This is a genomic window from Larkinella rosea (assembly GCF_003858635.1).
GTDB lineage: Bacteria > Bacteroidota > Bacteroidia > Cytophagales > Spirosomataceae > Larkinella > Larkinella rosea.
Window position 1 is genome coordinate 76,279 of the sequence record NZ_RQJO01000007.1, and the last position, 20,088, is coordinate 96,366.

The following is a 20,088-nucleotide window of genomic DNA, read 5'->3' on the forward strand; positions in this document are numbered from 1 at the left end:
GTAAAACCGCTACTTCAGTTTGCGTAAATAATAATCCTCACCCGGCACAATCAGCCCCTTCATCGTCGTGTCGGTTCCCAGCCGGATGTCGCCTGGCTGGGGTTTAATGACGTTTTTTGAAAAGAACAGGTAATTGGCTTCTTTCGGAATCGGTTGAACGCCTTTCTCAAATGGATTGATCGGGATGAGCCGGCGCGATAGGTGTTTTCCGTACAGCGGATATTCAAAATCGTCGTTGATAGTTCCTAACGCAACGGTTGCATTCTCCGGGACCAATTGATCGAATCGTTCGTAAGGCACGTAACTATCCGGGCGGAACATCATCTGGAGGTACATCCGTTCGGACGAAAACGCCGAAGGCCGACCGTATGCCGCAAAAGGTAAACAGCGTTCGTTCAGAAAAACCGCAAAAAGGGCCGACAAACAACCAACCAGAACCACAATGCCCACATAGGTTTTGACCAGCAGGTGGCGCGGTTGGCTAATTGAAATGAGGCTATTCGTGAACAAAAGCGATAGAAACAGCGAACCGATCAGGCCGGTTTCAATGAAGTACCGCCCTTTGAACGGATCGTAGGGGGCCGAGTAGGAGAGAGCCAGAAAATGCAGCGCCACCGCAACGGCCAGAAAAAAGTGCGCTTTCGACCGCATCATGCCTACCAGGCTCAGCAAAACCAGCGGTAAAATCAGGGCAAACCCGATGATGCCCCAGTACGGATTGGCGTTGAAAAACTCAAACCGGCGGCTGAAGCTGAACGGCTGAATGGAGAAGTCGGTTTCTTCGTCGAGCCGGAGCTTGGTTACTTCCTCCAGCTTCACCAGCGGTTTTCGCATGAGCTGGTTCAGGTCGAGGCCCCATTGGGTATTCCGGAGGCCATCCAGATTGACGTGGTCGTAGCCGTACCGAATGACGTTGCGCGTGCCCTGTTCGAGCAAATTGGACAGTGGCCCGGCCCGCTCGACCGACTGGTGCCGGAGGGCGGTCGGTGGGCCAATCGGGTGACCAAAAACCTGAATGTTTTTCAAATAGCCGGTCGGCAGCATGAACACACAAACACCAGCGATGATCGCGGGCGTCAGGTATTTCAGGCGATTCAGGAAAACCGGAAGGCTCGGCGACCAGAAAACCGTATAAACCATGACCATAAAAACCGATGGCAGCAGCAGCGTAAACGTGACTTTGTGGCCGTACGCCATGCCGAACGCCATACCGGTCAGGTAGAGGTACCGGTTGTCGCGGGTTTCGGAAAAGGCAAACAAAAAGTAGAGCAGCGAACCCAGATAGGCCGTCAGCACAATGTCGGTTTCGGTCGTAATGGCCTGCATCAGAAAATCGGGGAGCAGGGCGTAGCAGAAGGCGGCAAAAAAGCCGGCAGTCAGGCTCTTGCTGATGATTCGGGTGATGCCGAAAACCGCAACGAGCGCCATCCAGTACGACAGGTGATGAACCAGCTTAAAGGCGTTTTCGAACCGGCCCGTGATCAGAAACGAATAGATCTGAATCGTACAAACGCTTTTCGGGTACGTATCCATATTCCAGTTCGTGCCGCCAAAATGCCGCATCGTTCCACGCTGGATATACTGCATGACCCGGTTCAGGTGGCCGGTCATGCTGTCCCATTCGTTGGGGGGCGTAAAGAGAACGAGCAGGAGGTTCGTGACGGCAATGATGCTTAATGTGGCCATCAAAACCGTAAACAAACCCTTGAAATAGGGCGAAAGCGAGCGAAACCAATCGCGGAAATCTTCCCGCCGTTCCCGCAGCAGTCGGTTGACCGACCAGCGTTTCTGATCGACTAACCGGCCAAAAACCAGCCTGAAAACGGTGGTGGTGAGAAAAACGGCGAAAGCCCAAACGGGCGTTGATGCTGTCAGGTATAATGCCGACAGGCAATAACCGGTCAGGATGATGCTACCGGTAAACAGGATGAAGGAAACCAGTAACCACTCGGTCAGCGACCGTCGGCTGATACCGGCTGCGGTGTTGCCAATGTAAACAACGAACAGGGCAAACGTGACCAGGTAAAACAGAGTCATGACGTAATTCTGGCAGTGGATTAGATGGCAATGAATACTGTAAAAGCGGTTTTCTCGCCTACACCTGAACCCGTTTTAGCAAACGGCCTTTTACACTATTCATTCTTTTTAAACGTGTTGATTGACAATTCGGCAAACCGTATCGATCACCTCTTCTTCCAGATCGGGGTACATGGGCAGACAAAGCACGCGGAGCGCAATGTCTTCCGAAATGGGGCAGGGCTGGGTGGTTTTCAGAAAAGATAAGGTATTCAGGGACGGGTAAAAATACCGGCGGGGGTTGATCTTTACCTGTTCCAGAGCGGTTTTCACTTCCAGTAATTTCGCTTCCGACTCAAACACCACCGGATAATAGGCGTAGTTATAACCGGTTTCGGGCTGAATCACGGGACGGCTCAGTTTGGATAAGTCCAGTTGTGCGTCGTACCGGGCAAAGCGGTTTTTACGCGCTTCGATCAGTGTGTCAACCACGGGCAGGTTACAAAGTCCCATAGCCGCATGAATTTCGGAGTTTTTGCCGTTGATTCCCATGTCGATGTAGTCATCGAACCGGTGACCAAAGCTGCGGTATAGATTGAGCTTATCGGCAATCGCATCATCGTTACAGGTCACCAAACCGCCTTCTACGGTATGAAAAACCTTGGTTGCGTGAAAACTACAGGTGCTGATATCGCCGTATGACAAGGCCGATTTGCCCTTATACGTAGCGCCAAACGAATGGGCTCCGTCGTAAATGACCTTCAGATTGTGTTTTTTCGCCAGCGCTTCGATGGCATCAATCTGGCAGAGATTTCCGTAAACGTGGGTCGCCAGAATAGCTTCCGTGTTTTCGTTGATCAACGGTTCGATTTTCAGCGGGTCGATCGTAAAATCATCTTCGCGAACGTCGGCAAAAACCGGGGTGCAGTTTTCCCACAGTATGGCGTGCGTACTGGCGCAATACGAAAATGGGGTCGTGATGATCTCTTTGGTAAGCCCCAATGCCTTGATGGCCATCTGCAAAACGATGGTGCCATTGCTGCAAAAGAGCAGGTGTTCAATCCCCAGGTATGTTTTCAGGTCCTTTTCGAGCTGTTGGACGAGCGGACCGTTGTTGGTCAGGTAGACGCGGTCCCAGATTCCCTCAAGATACTTGACGTAATCTTCAAGAGGAGGCAGGTACGATTTTGTAATGTTAATCATTCAGAATGTTTTCTTCCATCATTTCGGTATGGAACGAGAGTTGTGGACGGACAAAACCCGGCCATTTGCCATACCAGGCCACACCATCGCGGTAATCAGCCACGTCAAAGATAAGTCCTTCTTCCATATTGTACAGAGGAGTGACCGTATCTTTTACAATCATCATGGAAACATTATACGTACCATCGTTTAAAAAATGGCCCGGTATCAGGCATTCTCCCGAAATCAGCCCGCGCGAGTACGGTTGAGAAAGCGTTCCGACGTTAAAAATACATTCGCCGGTCATTGAATAGAGATGAAGGCTCAGGTTTAGGTTGGCCCGGTCCATCATATTCCAGAATTCAAACCGGACGCGAAACGGAGTTCGGACGTCGATAAAAATCTGGTTATCAACATATTCTGGCAAAATTTCAATCTTCTTTACACGAACCAGGTCGTTGCCGGGAGCCTCTTCGGGCGTATTCCATTCACGCAGCAATTTGGTTTTGGAGATTTTACTCAGGTAGGAAGCCACCACCTGATTGGTTTCACCCTGCTCAATCAGCCGTCCGCGTTCAAAATACAGCGTTCGGTTGCAAAGCGCCTGCACCGCCGTCATGTTGTGGCTGACGAAGAGGATGGTTCGGCCGCTGGCCGACACATCGCGCATTTTGCCCAAACTTTTTTTCTGGAATTCGGCATCACCAACCGCCAGTACTTCGTCGATAATGAGGATTTCGGGATCGAGGTGGGCGGCAATGGCAAACCCCAGCCGAACGTACATCCCCGATGAATACCGTTTAACGGGGGTGTCCAGAAATTTCTCAATGCCACCAAAATCGACGATGGCATCAAATTGTTTCCGGATTTCTTCGCGGGTCATGCCCAGAATCGCTCCGTTGAGGAATATATTTTCGCGGCCCGTCAATTCCGGGTGAAAGCCGGTCCCTACTTCCAGTAAACTCGCAATACGGCCGCGAATGTGAATGCGGCCGGTGGTGGGTTCGGTAATTTTGCTGAGAACTTTCAGAAGCGTTGATTTTCCGGCACCGTTGTGACCCACGATGCCAATCCGATCGCCTTGTTCAACTGAAAAATTGACATCCCGAAGGGCCCAGAAATCTTCGTGTTCGATGTGCTCATATTCCGGGTGTTGCGGTTTCTTACCACCAAAAACCTTCTTGAGCTGATCGCCCAGTGCGTCTTTTATGCTGGTACTGCCTTTCCCTTTTTTATGATCGATAATGTATCGTTTGCTAATATCTTCTGCTGTGATAACCGCCATAGCTTACTGTGTTGCCCGTTGTAAGTTGTTTGTTCTCAGTTACTTTTTTTAAGTAAATAAACATTTTCTGTTCAAAACTAAAACCGCTAACCCACAACTTATTTTAAATATCGTCGACGAAGGAGTTTTCCCGTTGCCGGAAAAAATAAATGGAGACGAAAAGAAATAGAATAACTACTGCAACCGAATTAATGACGCTGGCGGGGTTAAAGAACGCTTTTTCACCCAGCAACGACCATTTGAACCCATCGATAATGCCCACCATTGGGTTCATGTAATACAATGGATGCCACCATTCGCCGGCATTTTCTTCCACCAGCCGGCTGCTGTACGCAATCGGGCAGGCATAAAAACCGATCTGAACGATAAAGGGGATCAACTGGCCAATGTCGCGAAACCGGACGTTTAATACCGCAAAGATAAGACCAAATGCAAAGGATGCCAGCAGGGCCAGAATGATAAAGAAAGGAAGGAACAGGATATGCCAGTCGGGCCAGAACTGATACCAGATGGTCAGGACAACGAATAGGCCCAAAGCCACCAGAAAGTCGATAAAACTGACAACGGAAGAACTGAGTGGCATAATCAGCCGGGGAAAATATACTTTCGTCACCAGATTCGAATTGGCAGTAATGCTGGTGCTGATCTGGGTGAAGGCATTCGAAAAAAACGTCCAGATGGTTAACCCGGCCAGGATCATCAATGGATAGGGAATACCCGGGTCTCCTTTCAGCTTGGCTACCTTGCTGAAAACGAAGAACATGATCATCATGGTAATCAGCGGACGGATCAGGCTCCAGGAGGTACCCAAAACCGTTTGCTTGTAGCGCACCGAAATGTCGCGCATGGATAAAATGTACAGCAACTCCCGATTCCGCCACAAATCCCGCCAGTAGTTTTTTTCAGACCGGCCGGGTTCAATAACCACTTCGTGTGTTTTCACAAACTATTTGTCAATAATGGATGAGCAAGTTAGAATGAAAAATAAACAATGAACAGTGAATAGCCAGATGCGCTTCTAAAATCGCCGATCCGGCCGTCATTGGTCACTGTTCATTATCCATTGGCATTTTTTTAGCGTCATTAACTCTTCATGATCGTATTATACGTCTGTTTCAGGAAGATGAAGACAAGCCCCAGCATGAGCCCAACGACCAACCCTGCCTGCATGGCATACGGTTCGTGCGATTCTTTATAGAGGGGGAGCGAAACCGGCTCGATAATCGTAAACAAAGGCGCTTCTTTAATCAGCGTCAGGTTCAGGTTATCCACGCTTTGAACGGCCGCGTAGTAGAGAGATTGCAGGAACGACGAGTTGCGCGTCAATTTCGACTGCTGCAACTGCCCTTCAGCCACCACGATCTGCTGATTTTGGTCAATGTAGCGGGCCAGATTCGAGTCATTACGTCCCAATACGCTTCCCAATGAATCCCGACGGGCTTTCATCAGGGTGAGCATTTCGTGGGTTTTTTTCGATTGCTTTTCCGTATAATCCTCCTGGACGGTTTCGAGCATAACTTCCAGCCATTTGGCCGCCAGCAATTCGGCGTGCATTCCGGTTCTCAGCGTCAGGAAGGATGATTTCCGGTCAAGTTGGGTGATCGTTGTTTCGCCCTTAATCCGACTGAATATACCATCCAGAGCTTTGTTTTCCAGCTTCGTGAAATTTTCCGGATTTTTCCCCCGGATAAAACGGAAATTACGCAGGGTATCCTCTTTTTCCCACTCATCCTCCATAATACCACTATGCTGGATGTAATAATTGATCATCAGGTCTTTATTGGTGGTAGCCGCTTTATTGGCGGTTGTTTCCACACCAGTGGTATCGATCTCCTTCAGCAATGCCCGGGCAATGATGGGCTTCGACACCATGTAATACATGAAGTTTTCACCCGTAAATATATTGGCGTCCGGAGCGCCACCGCCCATGCCGAACATACTGGCAATGTTTCCCAGTTCGCCCATGCCTCCCTGGCCCGAACTCCCACCCAGGTTAAATGTGATCCAGGCCGTATAAGTAGGCCGTCGGTCCAAATTGAGGTCAATTATAAAACCGATAATACCTCCCAGGATGATACAGACGACCAGGACTTTCCAGCTGCGGATCAATTGTTCCTTAAACTGAATGGCCCGATTAACAACTTCTTTGGGCGAAATCTGGTCGGGGGGCAGTTGATGTTGATCTGTACTTCTTGAATCAATGGTTTCCATAATGAGTCAAATTACCTTGCCGATGTATGACTTGAATTATTTAAGCAATCGGAATGCCAATACGGTTGTGATCAACGTCATAACGGAGCCTAATATTCCGGTCGTGCTCGAAATGACCTGTAAAGGAGTCAGCTCTCCACGGGTTTGTTGCGGAACGATGATTTCAGAACCGGGTTCAACACGCGGGTAAACGTTGAAAAAGGCAAACCGGCGGGTCCGATCGGCAGAACCGTTGGCATAGACCACATACGCTCGTTTCCGGGCCGACCGGCTGGTGAAACCACCGGCCTGGGAAATGTAATCCTGGAACGTTTGGCCGCTCCGGTATTTTGCGGTCGTCGGCAACAACACTTCCCCACCAACCCGTACGGTTTCCAGCTGCTTCGGAATCCGCAGCAGATCGCCTTCCTGTAAAATCATATCTTCCTGTGAACCGGGGTTTGCCAGAATTTTTTGCAAACTGATCCCGATCAGTTGTTCCGTGGCCTGCTTGGTAGCTTCGGTTTTAACGACGGCTTTCGGGCTATCGTCAGCTAATTCCTGAATGGTTTGCTGGCGGAGTTCTAATTCGGCTTCACTCAGCTGAACCGCTCGGACCAGCGTTGCGCCCTGAACATACGCAAAAGGCGTAATGCCACCGGCCATTTTTACCAGATCCGAAATCCGCTGATCTTTCGTAACAACCGGATATTCACCGGGCATAACCACTTCTCCTTCCACATTTACAAATGTCTGAATTCGATAATTGGGCGACCGCCGAACGATGACCTGATCGTAAGGATACATAAGGAATTGACTATCCGACGGTTTGATGCTCAAATCGCGATCGACGTTGAAGCGGAAAATTTCAGAAACCTGAGCAGATTTAGAATTGACATCCACATCCTTTTTCCGCCGAACGACTTCAATTTGTGCCGAAGCCGCCGATTCTTTAAAGCCACCGGCCCGCAGAATTAAGTCTTCGAGCGTCATATTCGATACATACGGTGTTGCCGGAATGGGTGTAATGACCTCGCCGGTAATACTGATTTCCGCAAATTCGGCCATTTCGAACCGGGATGGAATAATGACCTGATCTTCGCGTTTCAACTCCACATCCGGTTTTACCCCGTTTAGAATATCTGCTAAATTTAAGGAGATATTTTCGATCGCCATGTCTTCGCGCGTCCGAACAATTTGAATACGGCCCGTAAAAGCTTCTCCTTTCAGACCTTCGGCGCTGGCAATCAGTTGCTTCAGGGTTTTGTTCTGATCGAGTGAAAAAACGCCCGGCCGGAAAACCGCTCCCTGAATACCCACCTGGTTTTCGAAACGAACCAGCACCGATTCAACCGCTACCTGATCACCATCTTCCATGGGGAAATTGGCGAATTCAGAATCGATCACATCGATTACTTTCAATTCCCGGTTGGTAAACCGGGTCACCTTAACCCGGGCTTTGTATGCGTTGCTGCTAAAACCGCCCGCCAATTCGAGCAAACGACTCATGGGTTCGCCCGGGAGCAGTTCAAAAATATTGTTCCGGCGGGTGGATCCGTTGATTTCAACGTGCGATTTGAAGGTCGAAAACCGGATGTTGTCGTTGTCCTGCAGCCGGATATCATTCCGTTGAACTCCCGTAGTGACAAAATCATACAAGTCGAGAGATGCTACAACCCGATTGCTGCGAATGACCTGAACATTCCGGAACGAACCGATTTCGCTGGGGCCACCGGCCTGATAAATGACGTTCATGGCCGTTGAAAGCGATGAAACCGTATAAGTTCCCGGGCGAATGGCTTCGCCGGTTACAGTTACCCGAATGCTGCGAATGTCACCCAATGTAACTACCATATACGTATTGGCGGCACCGTATGGCCCGCTTTTCAAACCGACGTAAATTTTGGCTAAGCGATCCAGAATGCGAACTTTTGCCTGCTCGATCGATAAGCCTGAAACATGGATGGGTCCAACGCGCTGGACATAGATGAAACCATCCGGATTGACCACCGATAGATATGTCGCTTCCGAGAATCCGTAAATGTTGATGTTCAGTTGGTCGCCGGGACCTACTACGTATCCTTTCGGGGTTGCAATATTGAGATTAGGCTGAAACATGCCCGAATTGCCCGGATTGTTGAAAAGTTCGTAACCGAATAGTTTTCGGCGTTGAGCAGCGAGTTCACGTTCGCGAAGGAGTTCCGTTTCCGTTTTTTCCTGCGTATTATCGACATCCTGAATGGGGTCATCAGTGGCATTTGAACTTTTTGCCCCGTTCGCATCAGTACCGGATTGCTGGCCTTGCTGCGTGGTACCGGTTCCCTGTTGGCCGGTTTGGCCACGGGTGCCTTGTTGGGTAGTTCCCTGTTGGGTGGTGCCGGTCTGGCCCTGAGACTGGCCGCGGGTACCTTGTTGGGTTGTACCCGTCTGGCCGCCCTGGCCCTGACTGCGGTTGCCTCCCTGGATTGGGGCGGTTTGGCCTGCCGGAACCGTGCCCTGCGTTGGGCGGGGGACGCCGGCGGGGAGTGTGGATGGTGCCGATGTGGGGGCTGAAGGGGCCTGAATTACCTGTGCTGCTGCGTTTAAACCGGTACAGGCCAGTAATACACCCAGAATGGTTTTACGGAAAAATTGCATCGAAGAGAAGGCGAAAAAATTTGAGCTGTACGAATGGAAATGTGGAGTTTTTTGCATATTTTTAAGAAAGTATACGGCCCTGGTTAGGCGATCATTCTTAGGTGCTATTGTTTGATATCCGTAATAAATCGTGCAATGAGGTTATTTTACGCACTTTGCGCTACAAAGTAAACGAACTTTTACTACTTTTTAAACATTTTCTCTTTAAAGGTCAAAATTTCATATTTTGCGAACATACAACAAACCGTACCAGGCAGATCAATGCTGGTAAAAACGGTTCTTTCGGCGTATTTGATGTAAAACCAGTTTATATAGTCACATGGCAGATAGTAATGAGGTACAATACACGGAAGACAGCATCCGTTCGCTCGACTGGCGAGAGCACATTCGCCTGCGCCCCGGAATGTATATTGGGAAACTGGGCGATGGGTCGGCGGCCGATGATGGAATCTATGTATTGATCAAGGAAGTAGTAGACAACTGTATTGATGAACACGTGATGGGCAATGGCAAGCTCATCGAAATTAAAGTAAGCGATCACCGCGTTGAAGTGCGCGACTATGGCCGGGGAATTCCGCTCGGAAAAGTGGTTGATGTGGTTTCTAAAATCAATACCGGCGGGAAGTACGATTCCGGGGCCTTTCAGAAATCGGTCGGGCTGAACGGCGTCGGAACCAAAGCCGTGAACGCCCTGTCTACGTTTTTCCGGGTTCAATCGTTTCGGGAAGGAAAAACCGTCTGGGCCGAATTTGAACGGGGTATTCTCGTTCGTCAGGGCGAAGATTCCACCAATCAGCGTAATGGCACACTGGTGGTTTTTGAACCCGACAATACGGTTTTCAAGAATTTCCACTATATCCCGCAGTTTCTGGAAAATATGATCTGGAATTACTGCTATCTGAATGCCGGATTAACCATCAATTTCAACGGACAGAAATTTGTTTCGCAAAACGGATTGCTCGATTTGCTGCGGAACAAAACCGACGAAGAAGCGCTGCGGTATCCGATTATCCACCTCAAAGGGGGGGATATTGAAATTGCGCTGACCCACGGCAATCAGTATGGGGAGGAGTATTATTCGTTTGTCAACGGGCAATATACGACCCAGGGGGGTACTCACCTGGCGGCCCTGCGCGAAGCCTTTGTAAAAACCATCCGCGAATACTTCAAGAAAGAGTACGACGCTTCGGATATTCGGGCATCGATCATTTCAGCCATCAGCATCCGGGTTCAGGAACCGGTTTTCGAATCCCAGACCAAAACCAAACTCGGGTCGATCAACATGGCACCCGATTCCAACAGCACGACGGTTCGCTCGTTTGTGATTGATTTTGTCAAAAATCAGCTGGACGATTTCCTGCACATGAACACCGAAACCCGGGAAGCCCTGAAAAAGCGGATCGAGCAGTCGGAGCGGGAACGGAAAGAGCTAGCCGGCATTAAAAAACTGGCCAATGACCGGGCGAAAAAGGCCAATCTCCACAATAAAAAACTGCGCGACTGCCGGACGCACCTCTCCGATCCCAAATCCGATGATCGGTATAACACGACCCTGTTTATTACGGAAGGGGATTCGGCCAGTGGCTCCATCACGAAATCGCGGAATGTGCAGAACCAGGCGGTTTTTAGTTTACGGGGTAAACCGCTGAACTGCTTTGGGTTGACCAAGAAAGTGGTGTATGAAAACGAGGAGTTCAACCTGCTCCAGCACGCCCTCGACATCGAAGACGGTCTGGAAAGTTTGCGCTATAACCGAATCGTGGTCGCTACCGATGCGGATGTTGACGGTATGCACATCCGATTGCTGCTGATGACTTTTTTTCTGCAATTTTTTCCGGATTTGGTGCGAAATGGCCACCTTTACATCCTTGAAACGCCCTTGTTCCGCGTCCGGAATCCGAAAAAACATGAGGAAACGACCTACTGCTATTCGGAGGAGGAAAAGCAGACGGCTACCAACAAGTTGATCAAAGGCGGTAAAAAAGCCGAGATCACCCGCTTTAAAGGGCTGGGTGAGATTTCGCCGGACGAATTCGGCTTGTTTATTGGTGATAACATGCGGCTGGAACCGGTCATTATGGAGAAAGAAACCTCCGTTCCGAAATTGCTCAGCTATTACATGGGGAAAAATACACCCGATCGCCAGCGTTTCATCATCGACAACCTCCGGATCGAAAAAGACATGGAGGAAGTTGCACTGGTTTTGAATGAACAATGAGAAATTAACAATGAACCGCGCGGGCGGCCCCGATTGAGCAATGAACGGTGATGGCCAGCGCTTTCATTGATCATTCAGGGCCGCCCGCGCGGTTCATTATTCATTATTTATTACAGTATGACCCTCGAATCCCTCCGTACCCAGATCGATTCCATCGACAACCAGATGCTGACCTTACTGAACCAACGCATGGAGGTGGTACGTCAGGTTGGCGAATTAAAAAAATCCAATAAATCGGTTATTTATCGGCCCGAACGCGAAAAGCAGATTCTGGACCGGCTGCACGGGCTGACCAATGGGTTGATGACCCCCGCTGCCATTGATGCGATTTATCTCCAAATTTTTGCGGTTTCCCGCAACCTGGAAATGCCGGAACGCGTGGCCTATCTGGGCCCGGAAGGGAGCTTTACGCACCAGGCGGCCGAAAGCCGGTTTGGTGCCATGAGCGATTACATTGCCCTGCCCAATATTCGGTCGGTGTTCGAAAGTGTTGAAACCGGTCGTTGCCGGTTTGGCGTCGTACCGATTGAAAACAACCAGGAAGGAATTGTCAACGAGACGATTGATTTACTGAATGAAAAGGATTTGCTGATTGCCGCAGAAGCCCAGATTCCGGTCCATTTTACGTTTGCGACCCAGACGGATGTACTGAGCGAAATCACGCACATCTATTCGAAGGACATCGCGTTTGGTCAGTGCAGCAAATTTTTGCGGGATTATTTCGACGGGCACCAAGTGGAGCTGGTTCCGGTTGAATCCACTTCCAAAGCCGCCAAACTGGCCGCTCAACAGCCCAGAGCTGCCGCGATCTGTTCCAATATTGCTTCTAAATTGTTTGGCGTACCGGTTTTGTTCGACAACATCGAAGACACCGATCTGAACCGGACTCGGTTTCTGGTGATGGCCAAAGATTTCACAAATCAGAAAAGTGGTCAGGATAAAACCACCATTGTGGCCCGGCTTCCCGACACGAACAAGCCGGGGGTGCTGGCGCAGTTTCTGCAAGAATTCGACGCCCGAAACATCAATCTGACCAAAATTGAAAGCCGCCCCCTCCGCGACGGAGCGACGTTCCGGTATTGGTTTCTGATCGAATTTGAAGGCCACGCCAACGATCCCGGTGTTGAGGAAATTCTGCAGCACCACGCGGCCGATGTCAAATGGCTGGGAAGTTATGTGCGGTCGCTGGGGTAAGGGATTAAAAATTAATGATGAACGATGACTTGGCTGCCGCAGCGCAATCATTCATCGTTCATCATCACTTTCACATCTTCAAAATCTGTCGGCATCGTTCGACATCCAACTGCATCTGATCCACCAGCGCAGCCAGTCCTTCGAACTTCAGTTCCGGACGCAAGTATTCAATGAACTGAACGGTCAGGTGTTCGCCGTAGATTTCCTGGCTAAAATCAAAAATGTAAACTTCGATTGTGCGGTGCGTGCCGCCAACGGTGGGCCGGGTGCCGATGCTCATGGCGCCACCGAGTTTTTGCCCCTTGTAAATGACTTCAGCGGCATAAATTCCGTTGGAAGGGATGAGTTTACTCGGGTCGTCGACCTGGATATTGGCGGTGGGAAAACCGATGGTTCGGCCCAATTGCTGCCCTTTTACGATGGTGCCGCTCAAACTGTAAGGTCGTCCGAGAAATTTGGTAGCGGTTTTTAAATCACCTTCCAGCAGCGCCGTTCGGATTTTGGACGAACTCACGCCCACATCTTCCACATCCTGACGCGGAATTTCCTCGATCTCGAAACCGTATTCGTTTGCGTGCTGTTGCAGGTATTCAAAGCTTCCTTCCCGGTTGCGGCCAAAGTGATGATCGTAGCCAATGACGAGCTTTTTCGTACCCATTTTTTCGACCAGAATCTGCTGGATAAATTCCGCCGACGTCAGTTCGGAAAACGACCGTGTAAACGGAATAACCACCAGGTTGTCAACCCCCGCAGCGGCCAGCAGTTCGGTTTTTTCTTCGAGCGTGGAGAGTAATTTGAGCCCCTGGCTATCGTTGGAAACCACCGTTCGCGGGTGGGGCCAGAAGGTGAGCACAACGGTCTCTCCGCCCGAATTTGAAGCATCACCCCGACGGGCGATTTCGGTGAGCCGGTCTAAAATTTTCTGATGGCCTAAATGAACGCCGTCGAACGTTCCGCTGGTAACAACGGCGTAGGGTATGGGTTGAAAGGTATCAGTTCCGTGGTAAATCTTCATGAATGTAATGGCTCAACGGGGCGGTTTTTGCTGATAAACCCCTCGATCGTTTCGGCCTCTTCGATCCGGAAATCACCGATGCGCGTCCGGCGGAGGGATTTCAGGTAAGCCCCATTTTGCAACAATAGCCCCAAATCGCGTACTAAGCTACGGATGTATGTCCCTTTTGAGCAAACAATCCGGAAATCAATTTCAGGAAATCGTTCCGAACGGACTTCAAAGGTAGAAACCGTAATGACACGTGATTTAATTCCCCCATCCACTTGATCGGCGGTTTCGCCCCGACGCGCTTTTTCGTAAAGCCGCTCGCCATTGACCCGAACGGCCGAATAAATGGGTGGAATCTGGTCGATGACGCCGGTCAGTTGCTGAACGGCGGTTTGAATGGCTTCGGGAGTTATGGCGGAAACATCAAATTCAGCATCAAATTCGGTTTCCAGATCAACGGAAGGAGTAGTTTTTCCCAGCACCAGTGTTCCGGTGTATTCTTTTTCCTGTGCCTGGTAACTGTCGATTTGCTTGGTCATTTTACCGGTACAAAGAATCAGTAAACCGGTCGCGAGCGGATCAAGCGTTCCGGCATGACCGATTTTTTTGAATTTGCCGGCAAATTTAAGCTTTTTGACGACGTCGAATGACGTCCAGGTAAGCGGTTTATCGATGAGGATCAGTTGCCCTTCTTCCATATATTCCGTCCTGAATCGGGATTACACTGATTCAAGGATTAACTAAGATTGATCCTCTTAATCCTTGTAACCCCGGTTCAGGAATGTTCAGACAATATCTAATTTTACGCCGGCCGCAAGTAAACCCAGCAGTAGCAAACCGAGGGCAATGCGGTAATAGCCAAACACTTTAAAACCATATTTGGTCAGAAAACCGACAAAACTCCGAATGGCCAGCAAGCCGACAATAAAGGCAATCAGGTTGCCGATGAGCAAAATTTGTATTTCGTCGGATTGAATGGTTTTGTAGGTTTTCAGGAGTTTATAGCCCGTAGCAGCTGCCATAGTCGGAACGGCGAGAAAGAAGGAGAATTCCGCAGCCTGTTTGCGGGTAAGTCCCTGGGTCATGCCACCAATGATGGTAGCCGCTGATCGGGAAACGCCCGGAATCATAGCGATGCACTGGAAAAAACCAATCTTGAGCGCTTCGGGGAAGGTAACGTCGTAATCGCGGGGAAACTCTTTGAAAATCCGGTCGATGTAAATCAGCAGAATCCCACCCAAAAGGAGTGTGATGGCAACAACGGTTACGTTTTCCAGCAGGGAATCGATGAAGTCGTTCAGCAAAAAACCGATAACGGCGGCTGGCAAAAACGCAACGAAAAGTTTAAAGTAAAAATCGGTGGTTTGTAAAAACCGGCGACGGTAGAGCACCAGAACCGATATGATACAGCCAAACTGAATATTAACGGTATACAGTTTCGTAAATTCCGCTTTGCTGATGCCGACCAGTGACGAGTAAATAATCATGTGGCCCGTCGACGATACCGGCAAAAACTCGGTCAATCCTTCAATAATAGCAAGAATAATTGCGTGGAGGAAACTCATTGATTCGTAGGTCGGCGCAAAATGGCAAAAAATTCAAGAATAAAACCGCTCATGACAATCAACGGGCCAATGGTGAGACCCAGCGCGCCAAAGCCAAATTCTTCCGTATCGAGGCTCATGACAATGAATCCAAGCAGAATGATGACCACGCCGATTACCATCAGGGTGTAATTTGCGCGTCCGAAGGGTAATTTACTCATGTACGTCTTACGGGTTGAATGGTTAAAAAATGGTGGTATGGGCAAAACATATGACTGATTTTACCCGTTCAACAAATCAATACAAGTCGTCCAGCGACAACCGCAAATACCGGTGAACCGCCTGAAACGTGCTGATCAAGCCGATAATAATGCCGAGAATAACAATTGCTCCCAGCAAATAAACGATTTTTTCGGGCTCCTGTAAGGTGGCCAGGCCGTCGATGTTCCGAATGGCGACCTGCAATAGGATAAATAATAAAGCTGCCGCAATGATTCCACTGATCAATCCCTGGGTGATTCCACGACGGAGAAACGGAAGCTGAATAAAACCGTTCGTTGCTCCCACCAGCTGCATGCTCCGGATCAGCAGACGTTGCGAATAGAGCGCCAGCCGGATCGTGTTGTTCATCAGAACGATGATAATCACCAGCATGATCGCGGCAAAAACCGACATGATGATGTAAATTTTGGTGATGTTTTTATTGATTTCGTCAACGATATTTTCCTGGTAAATCACTTCAAAAACCCCGTTGACACTCTCCAGATCCGCTTTGACTTCCTGAAGACGGGATTCCTGAAAATAATCTTCCTGTAATTTGATGCGGTAGCTGTCGCGCAGTGGGTTTTCGTTCAGGAAATTGGTGAAGTTTTCTTTTGTATCGGCCATGAACTCCTTGGCGGCCACATCTTTACTGACAAACGTAACCTGGGGTGATGTGCCATTGTACAGCACGTACGGTTTTTTGATGACCTCCGCGTGCAGCTTTTCGAGCTTATCCGAATCCAGATCCTTGTCTAAAAAAACCCGCACTTCATTGTTCTCGCGAATATAACGCACCAGCTTTTTGGACTGAAGCACCAGCATCCCGCAAAAACCGATCAAAAACAAGGCCGAAGTCAGGCTGAAAAGAATCATCCCGCTCGGATAGGCACCCACTTTCTTTTTTGCCATATAAAACTCGGTCGGGTCGGGTTATCGTCCCATAGCGACGTCGGTTACAAAAATACGGATTTTGCCCGAACACCAACCCATTCCGTTAAATCGGTGCGGGAGATTTAGGAAAAATTAAGAGTTTGGCTGAAAAACAGGGTTTTTAGGTAAGTAGTATGTCGGATAATACCAGCGGAAGGCCAATAAATCCCAACAACCAGTAAAAGCCCCATTTGCGTTTCGTTAACACTCATTAACAAGCCATTAACTTAAGCATAGCGCAAAGACCATTAGATTTGTTGAAATCACTTGGTGTCAAAAAAGGAAAAATGATGAAATACGCATATGCTTTGTGCTTGCTGTTCGTTTTTTACACTTCGTGTAAAGGACAAAACAAAACTAACCTGCCATCGGATAGTGTCAAGTCCGAATCCCAAGACGTAACTACCTCCTATGGACCTGACCGGATTACGCGTACGATCAAGCAGGATAGAAAGGGAAACATTTGGATGGCAACATTTGGTGGTATTTTCCGGTATGATGGAAAATCGTTTACTAATGTAACCGATAAAGTGAGTCCGGCCCGCTTTTTTTCGATTTTGGAAGATCGGAAAGGTAATTTTTGGTTTAGTACTGTCGGTTCAGGAGTTTATTATTATGACGGAAAAACCTTTCAAAACTTTACAACCCGGGATGGGCTTGCCAATAATCAAGTTATTGATATTTATGAAGATAAAACCGGTACCATTTGGTTCGGCACCCTGAGCGGAGCGAGCCGCTACGATGGGAAAACCTTTCGAAATTATCGGATGAATGAAGGGCAGAATTTTACAACGAAAGAAAAAAACGATAATGATGTTAATTCGATTATTGAAGATAAAACCGGGAAATTCTGGATTGCTACGCGGGGTGATGCCTGCCTGTTTGATGGGAAAACAGTTACGGTTTTAACCCATGACGGCCAGCCTTTTACGAATGTCCGTACGATAATCGAAGATAAAAAAGGCAATATCTGGCTCGCTGGCAGTGATGGCCTGTGGCGCTATGACGGCCGGGTATTTACCAATATCACCCGGAATTTTGTTGGGTATGTCCACGAAGATAGAAAAGGAAATATTTGGACTACTTCAGAAGCCAGCCTGGGCTGGATCCTTTCCCGTTATGATGCAAAGACCTTATCCAGTCTAAAGCCCATGGTAACCGAAATAAATCCCAATGAAGGAAAAATGCTTTTTGGGATTTTAGAAGATGATAAAGGCAATATCTGGTTTGGTGCCGATGGCGTGTATCGGTATGATGGGAAAACGATTACTGACTTTAAAAAGTAAAAAGAAGAATTTGGAAAGGAAAAACAACCGAAAAACCGCTCCGATCAGTCATTCGTAAACTTCAGATTTCCCTTTCCCGGTTTTGACCTGAATTTTAGAACAAACTCATTGGAGCGGTCCGTCATTGCTGATTGATGGGAGTGGTTTTTGATCGTGACCCGCATCGTTATCGTTTTTAGACCTTAATTGGCCCGACCTGAACGGGCGTCAACTGATCAAGCTCTTCCAGCTCAAACAACCGGGAGCGAATAAAAAACCGTATGCCCAGCGGTATTTCAAGTGAAAAACTCGCTCCCCGGCCGGGCGTTACGTCGATGGTCAGCTGGGTGTGTTTCCAGTATTCGAACTGATCTTCCGACATGAAAAAATCACAGCCGTGAATTTGTCCCAACCAGACGTCGGAGGAGCCGATGATGAAGTCGCCTTTGGCAAAGCACATGGGCGAAGACCCATCACAGCAGCCTCCGCTCTGGTGGAACATCAATTCGCCGTTCGCTCTTTTGAGTTTGTTGATGATGATGACGGCGGCATCCGTAACCTTAACACGGGAGATTGCCATTTGCAGTTGTGATTGAGTGAATGAGCGCGGGCGGCCCCGTCGCTCATTCACAATTGGTCAAAAGAATCCCAGTTTATTCTTGCTGTAGGAAATCAGCAGGTTTTTCGACTGGCGATAGTGATTCAACATCGAGAGGTGGTTTTCGCGGCCAAAACCGGATTTCTTATACCCACCAAACGATGCGTGCGCCGGGTAGTTGTGGTAGCAATTGACCCAGACCCGTCCCGCCTGAATCGCTCTTGGAACCTGATAGAGTTCATGCGCATCGCGCGTCCAGACACCCGCGCCCAAACCGTATAGCGTGTCATTCGCCATTTCGATGGCTTCATCGACGGTTTTGTAAGTCGTAGCCGAAACCACCGGCCCGAAGATTTCTTCCTGGAAAATCCGCATGTTGTTGTTGCCCCGGAAAATCGTCGGTTCAATGTAGTAACCGTTCTCCAAACCGCTATTCAGTTTGGCCGGGCCACCGCCGGTCAGGATTTCGGCGCCTTCCTGCTTCCCAATGTCGATGTACGACAGAATTTTCTCATACTGATCGTTGGAAGCCTGGGCGCCCATCATTGTGGTTGTATCGAGCGGGTGGCCCAATTTAATGGCCCGGGTGCGTTCGACAACGCGCTCCATGAATCCATCAAAAATGCTTTCGTGAACGAGTAAGCGCGACGGACAGGTACAAATTTCGCCCTGATTGAGCGCGAACATGACGGCACCTTCGATGCATTTATCAAAAAACGCATCGTCGGCATCCATGATCGAGGGCAGGAAAATATTCGGTGATTTACCACCCAGTTCCATTGTCACCGGAATCAGGTTTTCCGACGCATATTGCATAATAAGCCGACCGGTGGTGGTTTCGCCCGTGAAAGCCACCTTGGCAATGCGTTTCGATTGGGCCAGTGGTTTTCCGGCTTCCGGTCCAAAACCGTTGATGATGTTGATGACTCCGGGAGGAATCACATTTTCGAGTAACTCCATCAGCACCAGGATCGAAGTTGGCGTTTGTTCGGCGGGTTTCAGCACCACGCAACAACCCGCGGCCAGGGCAGGAGCGAGCTTCCAGGTGGCCATCAGCAACGGGAAATTCCAGGGAATGATCTGAGCCACAACCCCGATCGGTTCTTTGATAATCATCGAAACCGTATCCGCATCCAGTTCCGAAACGGAACCTTCTTCGGCACGAATCACGCCCGCAAAATACCGGAAGTGATCGACCACCAGCGGTAAATCGGCGGCCATTGTTTCGCGCACTGCTTTGCCGTTTTCAACGGTTTCGACCCGGGCCAGAAACTCGAGGTTTTTCTCGATGATGTCGGCAATCTTAATGAGTATGTTGCTGCGTTCGGTGGCCGACGTCCTCGACCAGCTGGCAAAGGCTTTGTGGGCCGCATCGATGGCCAGTTCGACATCAACAGCTTTTGAACGGGGCATTCTGGAAATCAGGCTGTCGTCGATCGGGGAGTTGTTTTCGAAGTATTCACCGCCAACGGGAGGTACCCATTTGCCCCCGATAAAATTCTCATACTGATTTCTGAATTGTGGTCGTTCCAATTGAGTAGCCGAGCGGGTGGCCACGGGTGCTTCTAAGGTTTCCATGGATTAGTGACTTTGTTAAACTGATCGCTTGAATTTGAATTGTGACAAATTTTGTCGAAATCGTGCAAGAATATTTTCGGTATTGTCTCAAAAACTTACGATATTCTCTCTTTCTGACTTTTGCGATTGGGCCTTATTGAAAAAGTGCTTTCTTCGAAATGGAATTAGACTTTTCCGGGAATAA

The 20,088-nt window shown here is 49.0% G+C and carries 16 protein-coding genes; 3 read left to right on the top strand and 13 right to left on the bottom strand.

What is annotated here, in order from left to right; all coding sequences use genetic code 11:
* Positions 1–9: 9 nt before the first annotated feature.
* From EHT25_RS00655 to EHT25_RS00680, 6 genes are all read right to left on the bottom strand, one after another.
* A complete protein-coding gene (locus EHT25_RS00655) occupies positions 10–2,037 on the bottom strand; it encodes a glycosyltransferase family 39 protein (RefSeq protein WP_124869117.1) in 2,028 nt (675 codons plus the stop codon).
* A 108-nt stretch (positions 2,038–2,145) separates the two neighbouring features.
* Complete coding sequence (locus EHT25_RS00660) at positions 2,146–3,219, bottom strand: DegT/DnrJ/EryC1/StrS family aminotransferase (protein WP_124869120.1); 1,074 nt, start codon at positions 3,217–3,219, stop codon at positions 2,146–2,148.
* Complete coding sequence (locus tag EHT25_RS00665; protein ID WP_124869123.1) at positions 3,212–4,483, bottom strand: ABC transporter ATP-binding protein; 1,272 nt, start codon at positions 4,481–4,483, stop codon at positions 3,212–3,214. The genes EHT25_RS00660 and EHT25_RS00665 overlap by 8 nt, the downstream gene beginning before the upstream one ends.
* 103 nt (positions 4,484–4,586) lie before the next feature.
* The gene (locus EHT25_RS00670) at positions 4,587–5,426 is read right to left on the bottom strand and encodes an ABC transporter permease (protein WP_124869126.1); all 840 of its coding nucleotides are present in this window, start codon (positions 5,424–5,426) and stop codon (positions 4,587–4,589) included.
* Positions 5,427–5,566: 140 nt separating this feature from the next.
* The gene (locus EHT25_RS00675) at positions 5,567–6,694 is read right to left on the bottom strand and encodes a hypothetical protein (RefSeq protein WP_124869129.1); all 1,128 of its coding nucleotides are present in this window, start codon (positions 6,692–6,694) and stop codon (positions 5,567–5,569) included.
* 36 nt (positions 6,695–6,730) lie between these two features.
* Positions 6,731–9,310 carry a polysaccharide biosynthesis/export family protein gene (locus EHT25_RS00680; protein ID WP_229311386.1) on the bottom strand — a complete coding sequence of 860 codons (2,580 nt, stop codon included), beginning with the start codon at positions 9,308–9,310 and terminating at the stop codon, positions 6,731–6,733.
* 319 nt (positions 9,311–9,629) lie between these two features.
* Here EHT25_RS00680 and EHT25_RS00685 point away from each other — a divergent pair, with 319 nt between their 5' ends.
* Both EHT25_RS00685 and pheA read left to right on the top strand, forming a co-directional pair.
* The gene (locus EHT25_RS00685) at positions 9,630–11,528 is read left to right on the top strand and encodes a DNA topoisomerase IV subunit B (RefSeq protein ID WP_124869135.1); all 1,899 of its coding nucleotides are present in this window, start codon (positions 9,630–9,632) and stop codon (positions 11,526–11,528) included.
* Positions 11,529–11,645: 117 nt separating this feature from the next.
* Positions 11,646–12,722, top strand: a complete 1,077-nt coding sequence (gene pheA / locus EHT25_RS00690) for a prephenate dehydratase (protein WP_124869139.1) — start codon at positions 11,646–11,648, stop codon at positions 12,720–12,722.
* Positions 12,723–12,792: 70 nt separating this feature from the next.
* On the opposite strand, the gene EHT25_RS00695 is transcribed toward pheA, so the two are convergent.
* The 5 genes from EHT25_RS00695 to EHT25_RS00715 all read right to left on the bottom strand — a co-directional run bounded on the left by EHT25_RS00695 (position 12,793) and on the right by EHT25_RS00715 (position 16,442).
* Complete coding sequence (locus EHT25_RS00695; RefSeq protein ID WP_124869142.1) at positions 12,793–13,737, bottom strand: bifunctional riboflavin kinase/FAD synthetase; 945 nt, start codon at positions 13,735–13,737, stop codon at positions 12,793–12,795.
* Positions 13,734–14,423 (bottom strand): tRNA pseudouridine(55) synthase TruB, encoded by a 690-nt coding sequence (truB, locus tag EHT25_RS00700; RefSeq protein ID WP_124869145.1) that lies wholly within the window; start codon positions 14,421–14,423, stop codon positions 13,734–13,736. The genes EHT25_RS00695 and truB overlap by 4 nt, the downstream gene beginning before the upstream one ends.
* Before the next feature lie 87 nt (positions 14,424–14,510).
* The gene (locus EHT25_RS00705) at positions 14,511–15,290 is read right to left on the bottom strand and encodes an undecaprenyl-diphosphate phosphatase (RefSeq protein WP_124869148.1); all 780 of its coding nucleotides are present in this window, start codon (positions 15,288–15,290) and stop codon (positions 14,511–14,513) included.
* The gene (locus EHT25_RS00710; protein ID WP_124869151.1) at positions 15,287–15,490 is read right to left on the bottom strand and encodes a DUF3098 domain-containing protein; all 204 of its coding nucleotides are present in this window, start codon (positions 15,488–15,490) and stop codon (positions 15,287–15,289) included. Before EHT25_RS00710 ends, EHT25_RS00705 begins: the two co-directional genes overlap by 4 nt.
* Before the next feature lie 76 nt (positions 15,491–15,566).
* A complete protein-coding gene (locus EHT25_RS00715) occupies positions 15,567–16,442 on the bottom strand; it encodes a cell division protein FtsX (protein WP_124869154.1) in 876 nt (291 codons plus the stop codon).
* Positions 16,443–16,720: 278 nt separating this feature from the next.
* Here EHT25_RS00715 and EHT25_RS00720 point away from each other — a divergent pair, with 278 nt between their 5' ends.
* A complete protein-coding gene (locus EHT25_RS00720) occupies positions 16,721–17,749 on the top strand; it encodes a ligand-binding sensor domain-containing protein (protein ID WP_229311387.1) in 1,029 nt (342 codons plus the stop codon).
* A 175-nt stretch (positions 17,750–17,924) separates the two neighbouring features.
* Here EHT25_RS00720 and EHT25_RS00725 read toward each other — a convergent pair whose 3' ends face one another.
* On the bottom strand, positions 17,925–18,308 hold the full coding sequence (locus EHT25_RS00725) for a DUF779 domain-containing protein (RefSeq protein ID WP_124869157.1): 384 nt from the start codon (positions 18,306–18,308) through the stop codon (positions 17,925–17,927).
* 57 nt (positions 18,309–18,365) lie between these two features.
* Complete coding sequence (locus EHT25_RS00730) at positions 18,366–19,904, bottom strand: aldehyde dehydrogenase family protein (protein ID WP_124869160.1); 1,539 nt, start codon at positions 19,902–19,904, stop codon at positions 18,366–18,368.
* Between the last annotated feature and the right edge of the window lie 184 nt (positions 19,905–20,088).

Bases quoted from the DNA above. Each gene is read 5' to 3' on its own strand.
- EHT25_RS00655 (WP_124869117.1), bottom strand. From the start codon at position 2,037: ATGACTCTGTTTTACCTGGTCACGTTTGCCCTGTTCGTTGTTTACATT.
- EHT25_RS00660 (WP_124869120.1), bottom strand. From the start codon at position 3,219: ATGATTAACATTACAAAATCGTACCTGCCTCCTCTTGAAGATTACGTC.
- EHT25_RS00665 (WP_124869123.1), bottom strand. From the start codon at position 4,483: ATGGCGGTTATCACAGCAGAAGATATTAGCAAACGATACATTATCGAT.
- EHT25_RS00675 (WP_124869129.1), bottom strand. From the start codon at position 6,694: ATGGAAACCATTGATTCAAGAAGTACAGATCAACATCAACTGCCCCCC.
- EHT25_RS00680 (WP_229311386.1), bottom strand. From the start codon at position 9,310: ATGCAATTTTTCCGTAAAACCATTCTGGGTGTATTACTGGCCTGTACC.
- EHT25_RS00685 (WP_124869135.1), top strand. From the start codon at position 9,630: ATGGCAGATAGTAATGAGGTACAATACACGGAAGACAGCATCCGTTCG.
- pheA (WP_124869139.1), top strand. From the start codon at position 11,646: ATGACCCTCGAATCCCTCCGTACCCAGATCGATTCCATCGACAACCAG.
- EHT25_RS00695 (WP_124869142.1), bottom strand. From the start codon at position 13,737: ATGAAGATTTACCACGGAACTGATACCTTTCAACCCATACCCTACGCC.
- truB (WP_124869145.1), bottom strand. From the start codon at position 14,423: ATGGAAGAAGGGCAACTGATCCTCATCGATAAACCGCTTACCTGGACG.
- EHT25_RS00705 (WP_124869148.1), bottom strand. From the start codon at position 15,290: ATGAGTTTCCTCCACGCAATTATTCTTGCTATTATTGAAGGATTGACC.
- EHT25_RS00710 (WP_124869151.1), bottom strand. From the start codon at position 15,490: ATGAGTAAATTACCCTTCGGACGCGCAAATTACACCCTGATGGTAATC.
- EHT25_RS00715 (WP_124869154.1), bottom strand. From the start codon at position 16,442: ATGGCAAAAAAGAAAGTGGGTGCCTATCCGAGCGGGATGATTCTTTTC.
- EHT25_RS00725 (WP_124869157.1), bottom strand. From the start codon at position 18,308: ATGGCAATCTCCCGTGTTAAGGTTACGGATGCCGCCGTCATCATCATC.
- EHT25_RS00730 (WP_124869160.1), bottom strand. From the start codon at position 19,904: ATGGAAACCTTAGAAGCACCCGTGGCCACCCGCTCGGCTACTCAATTG.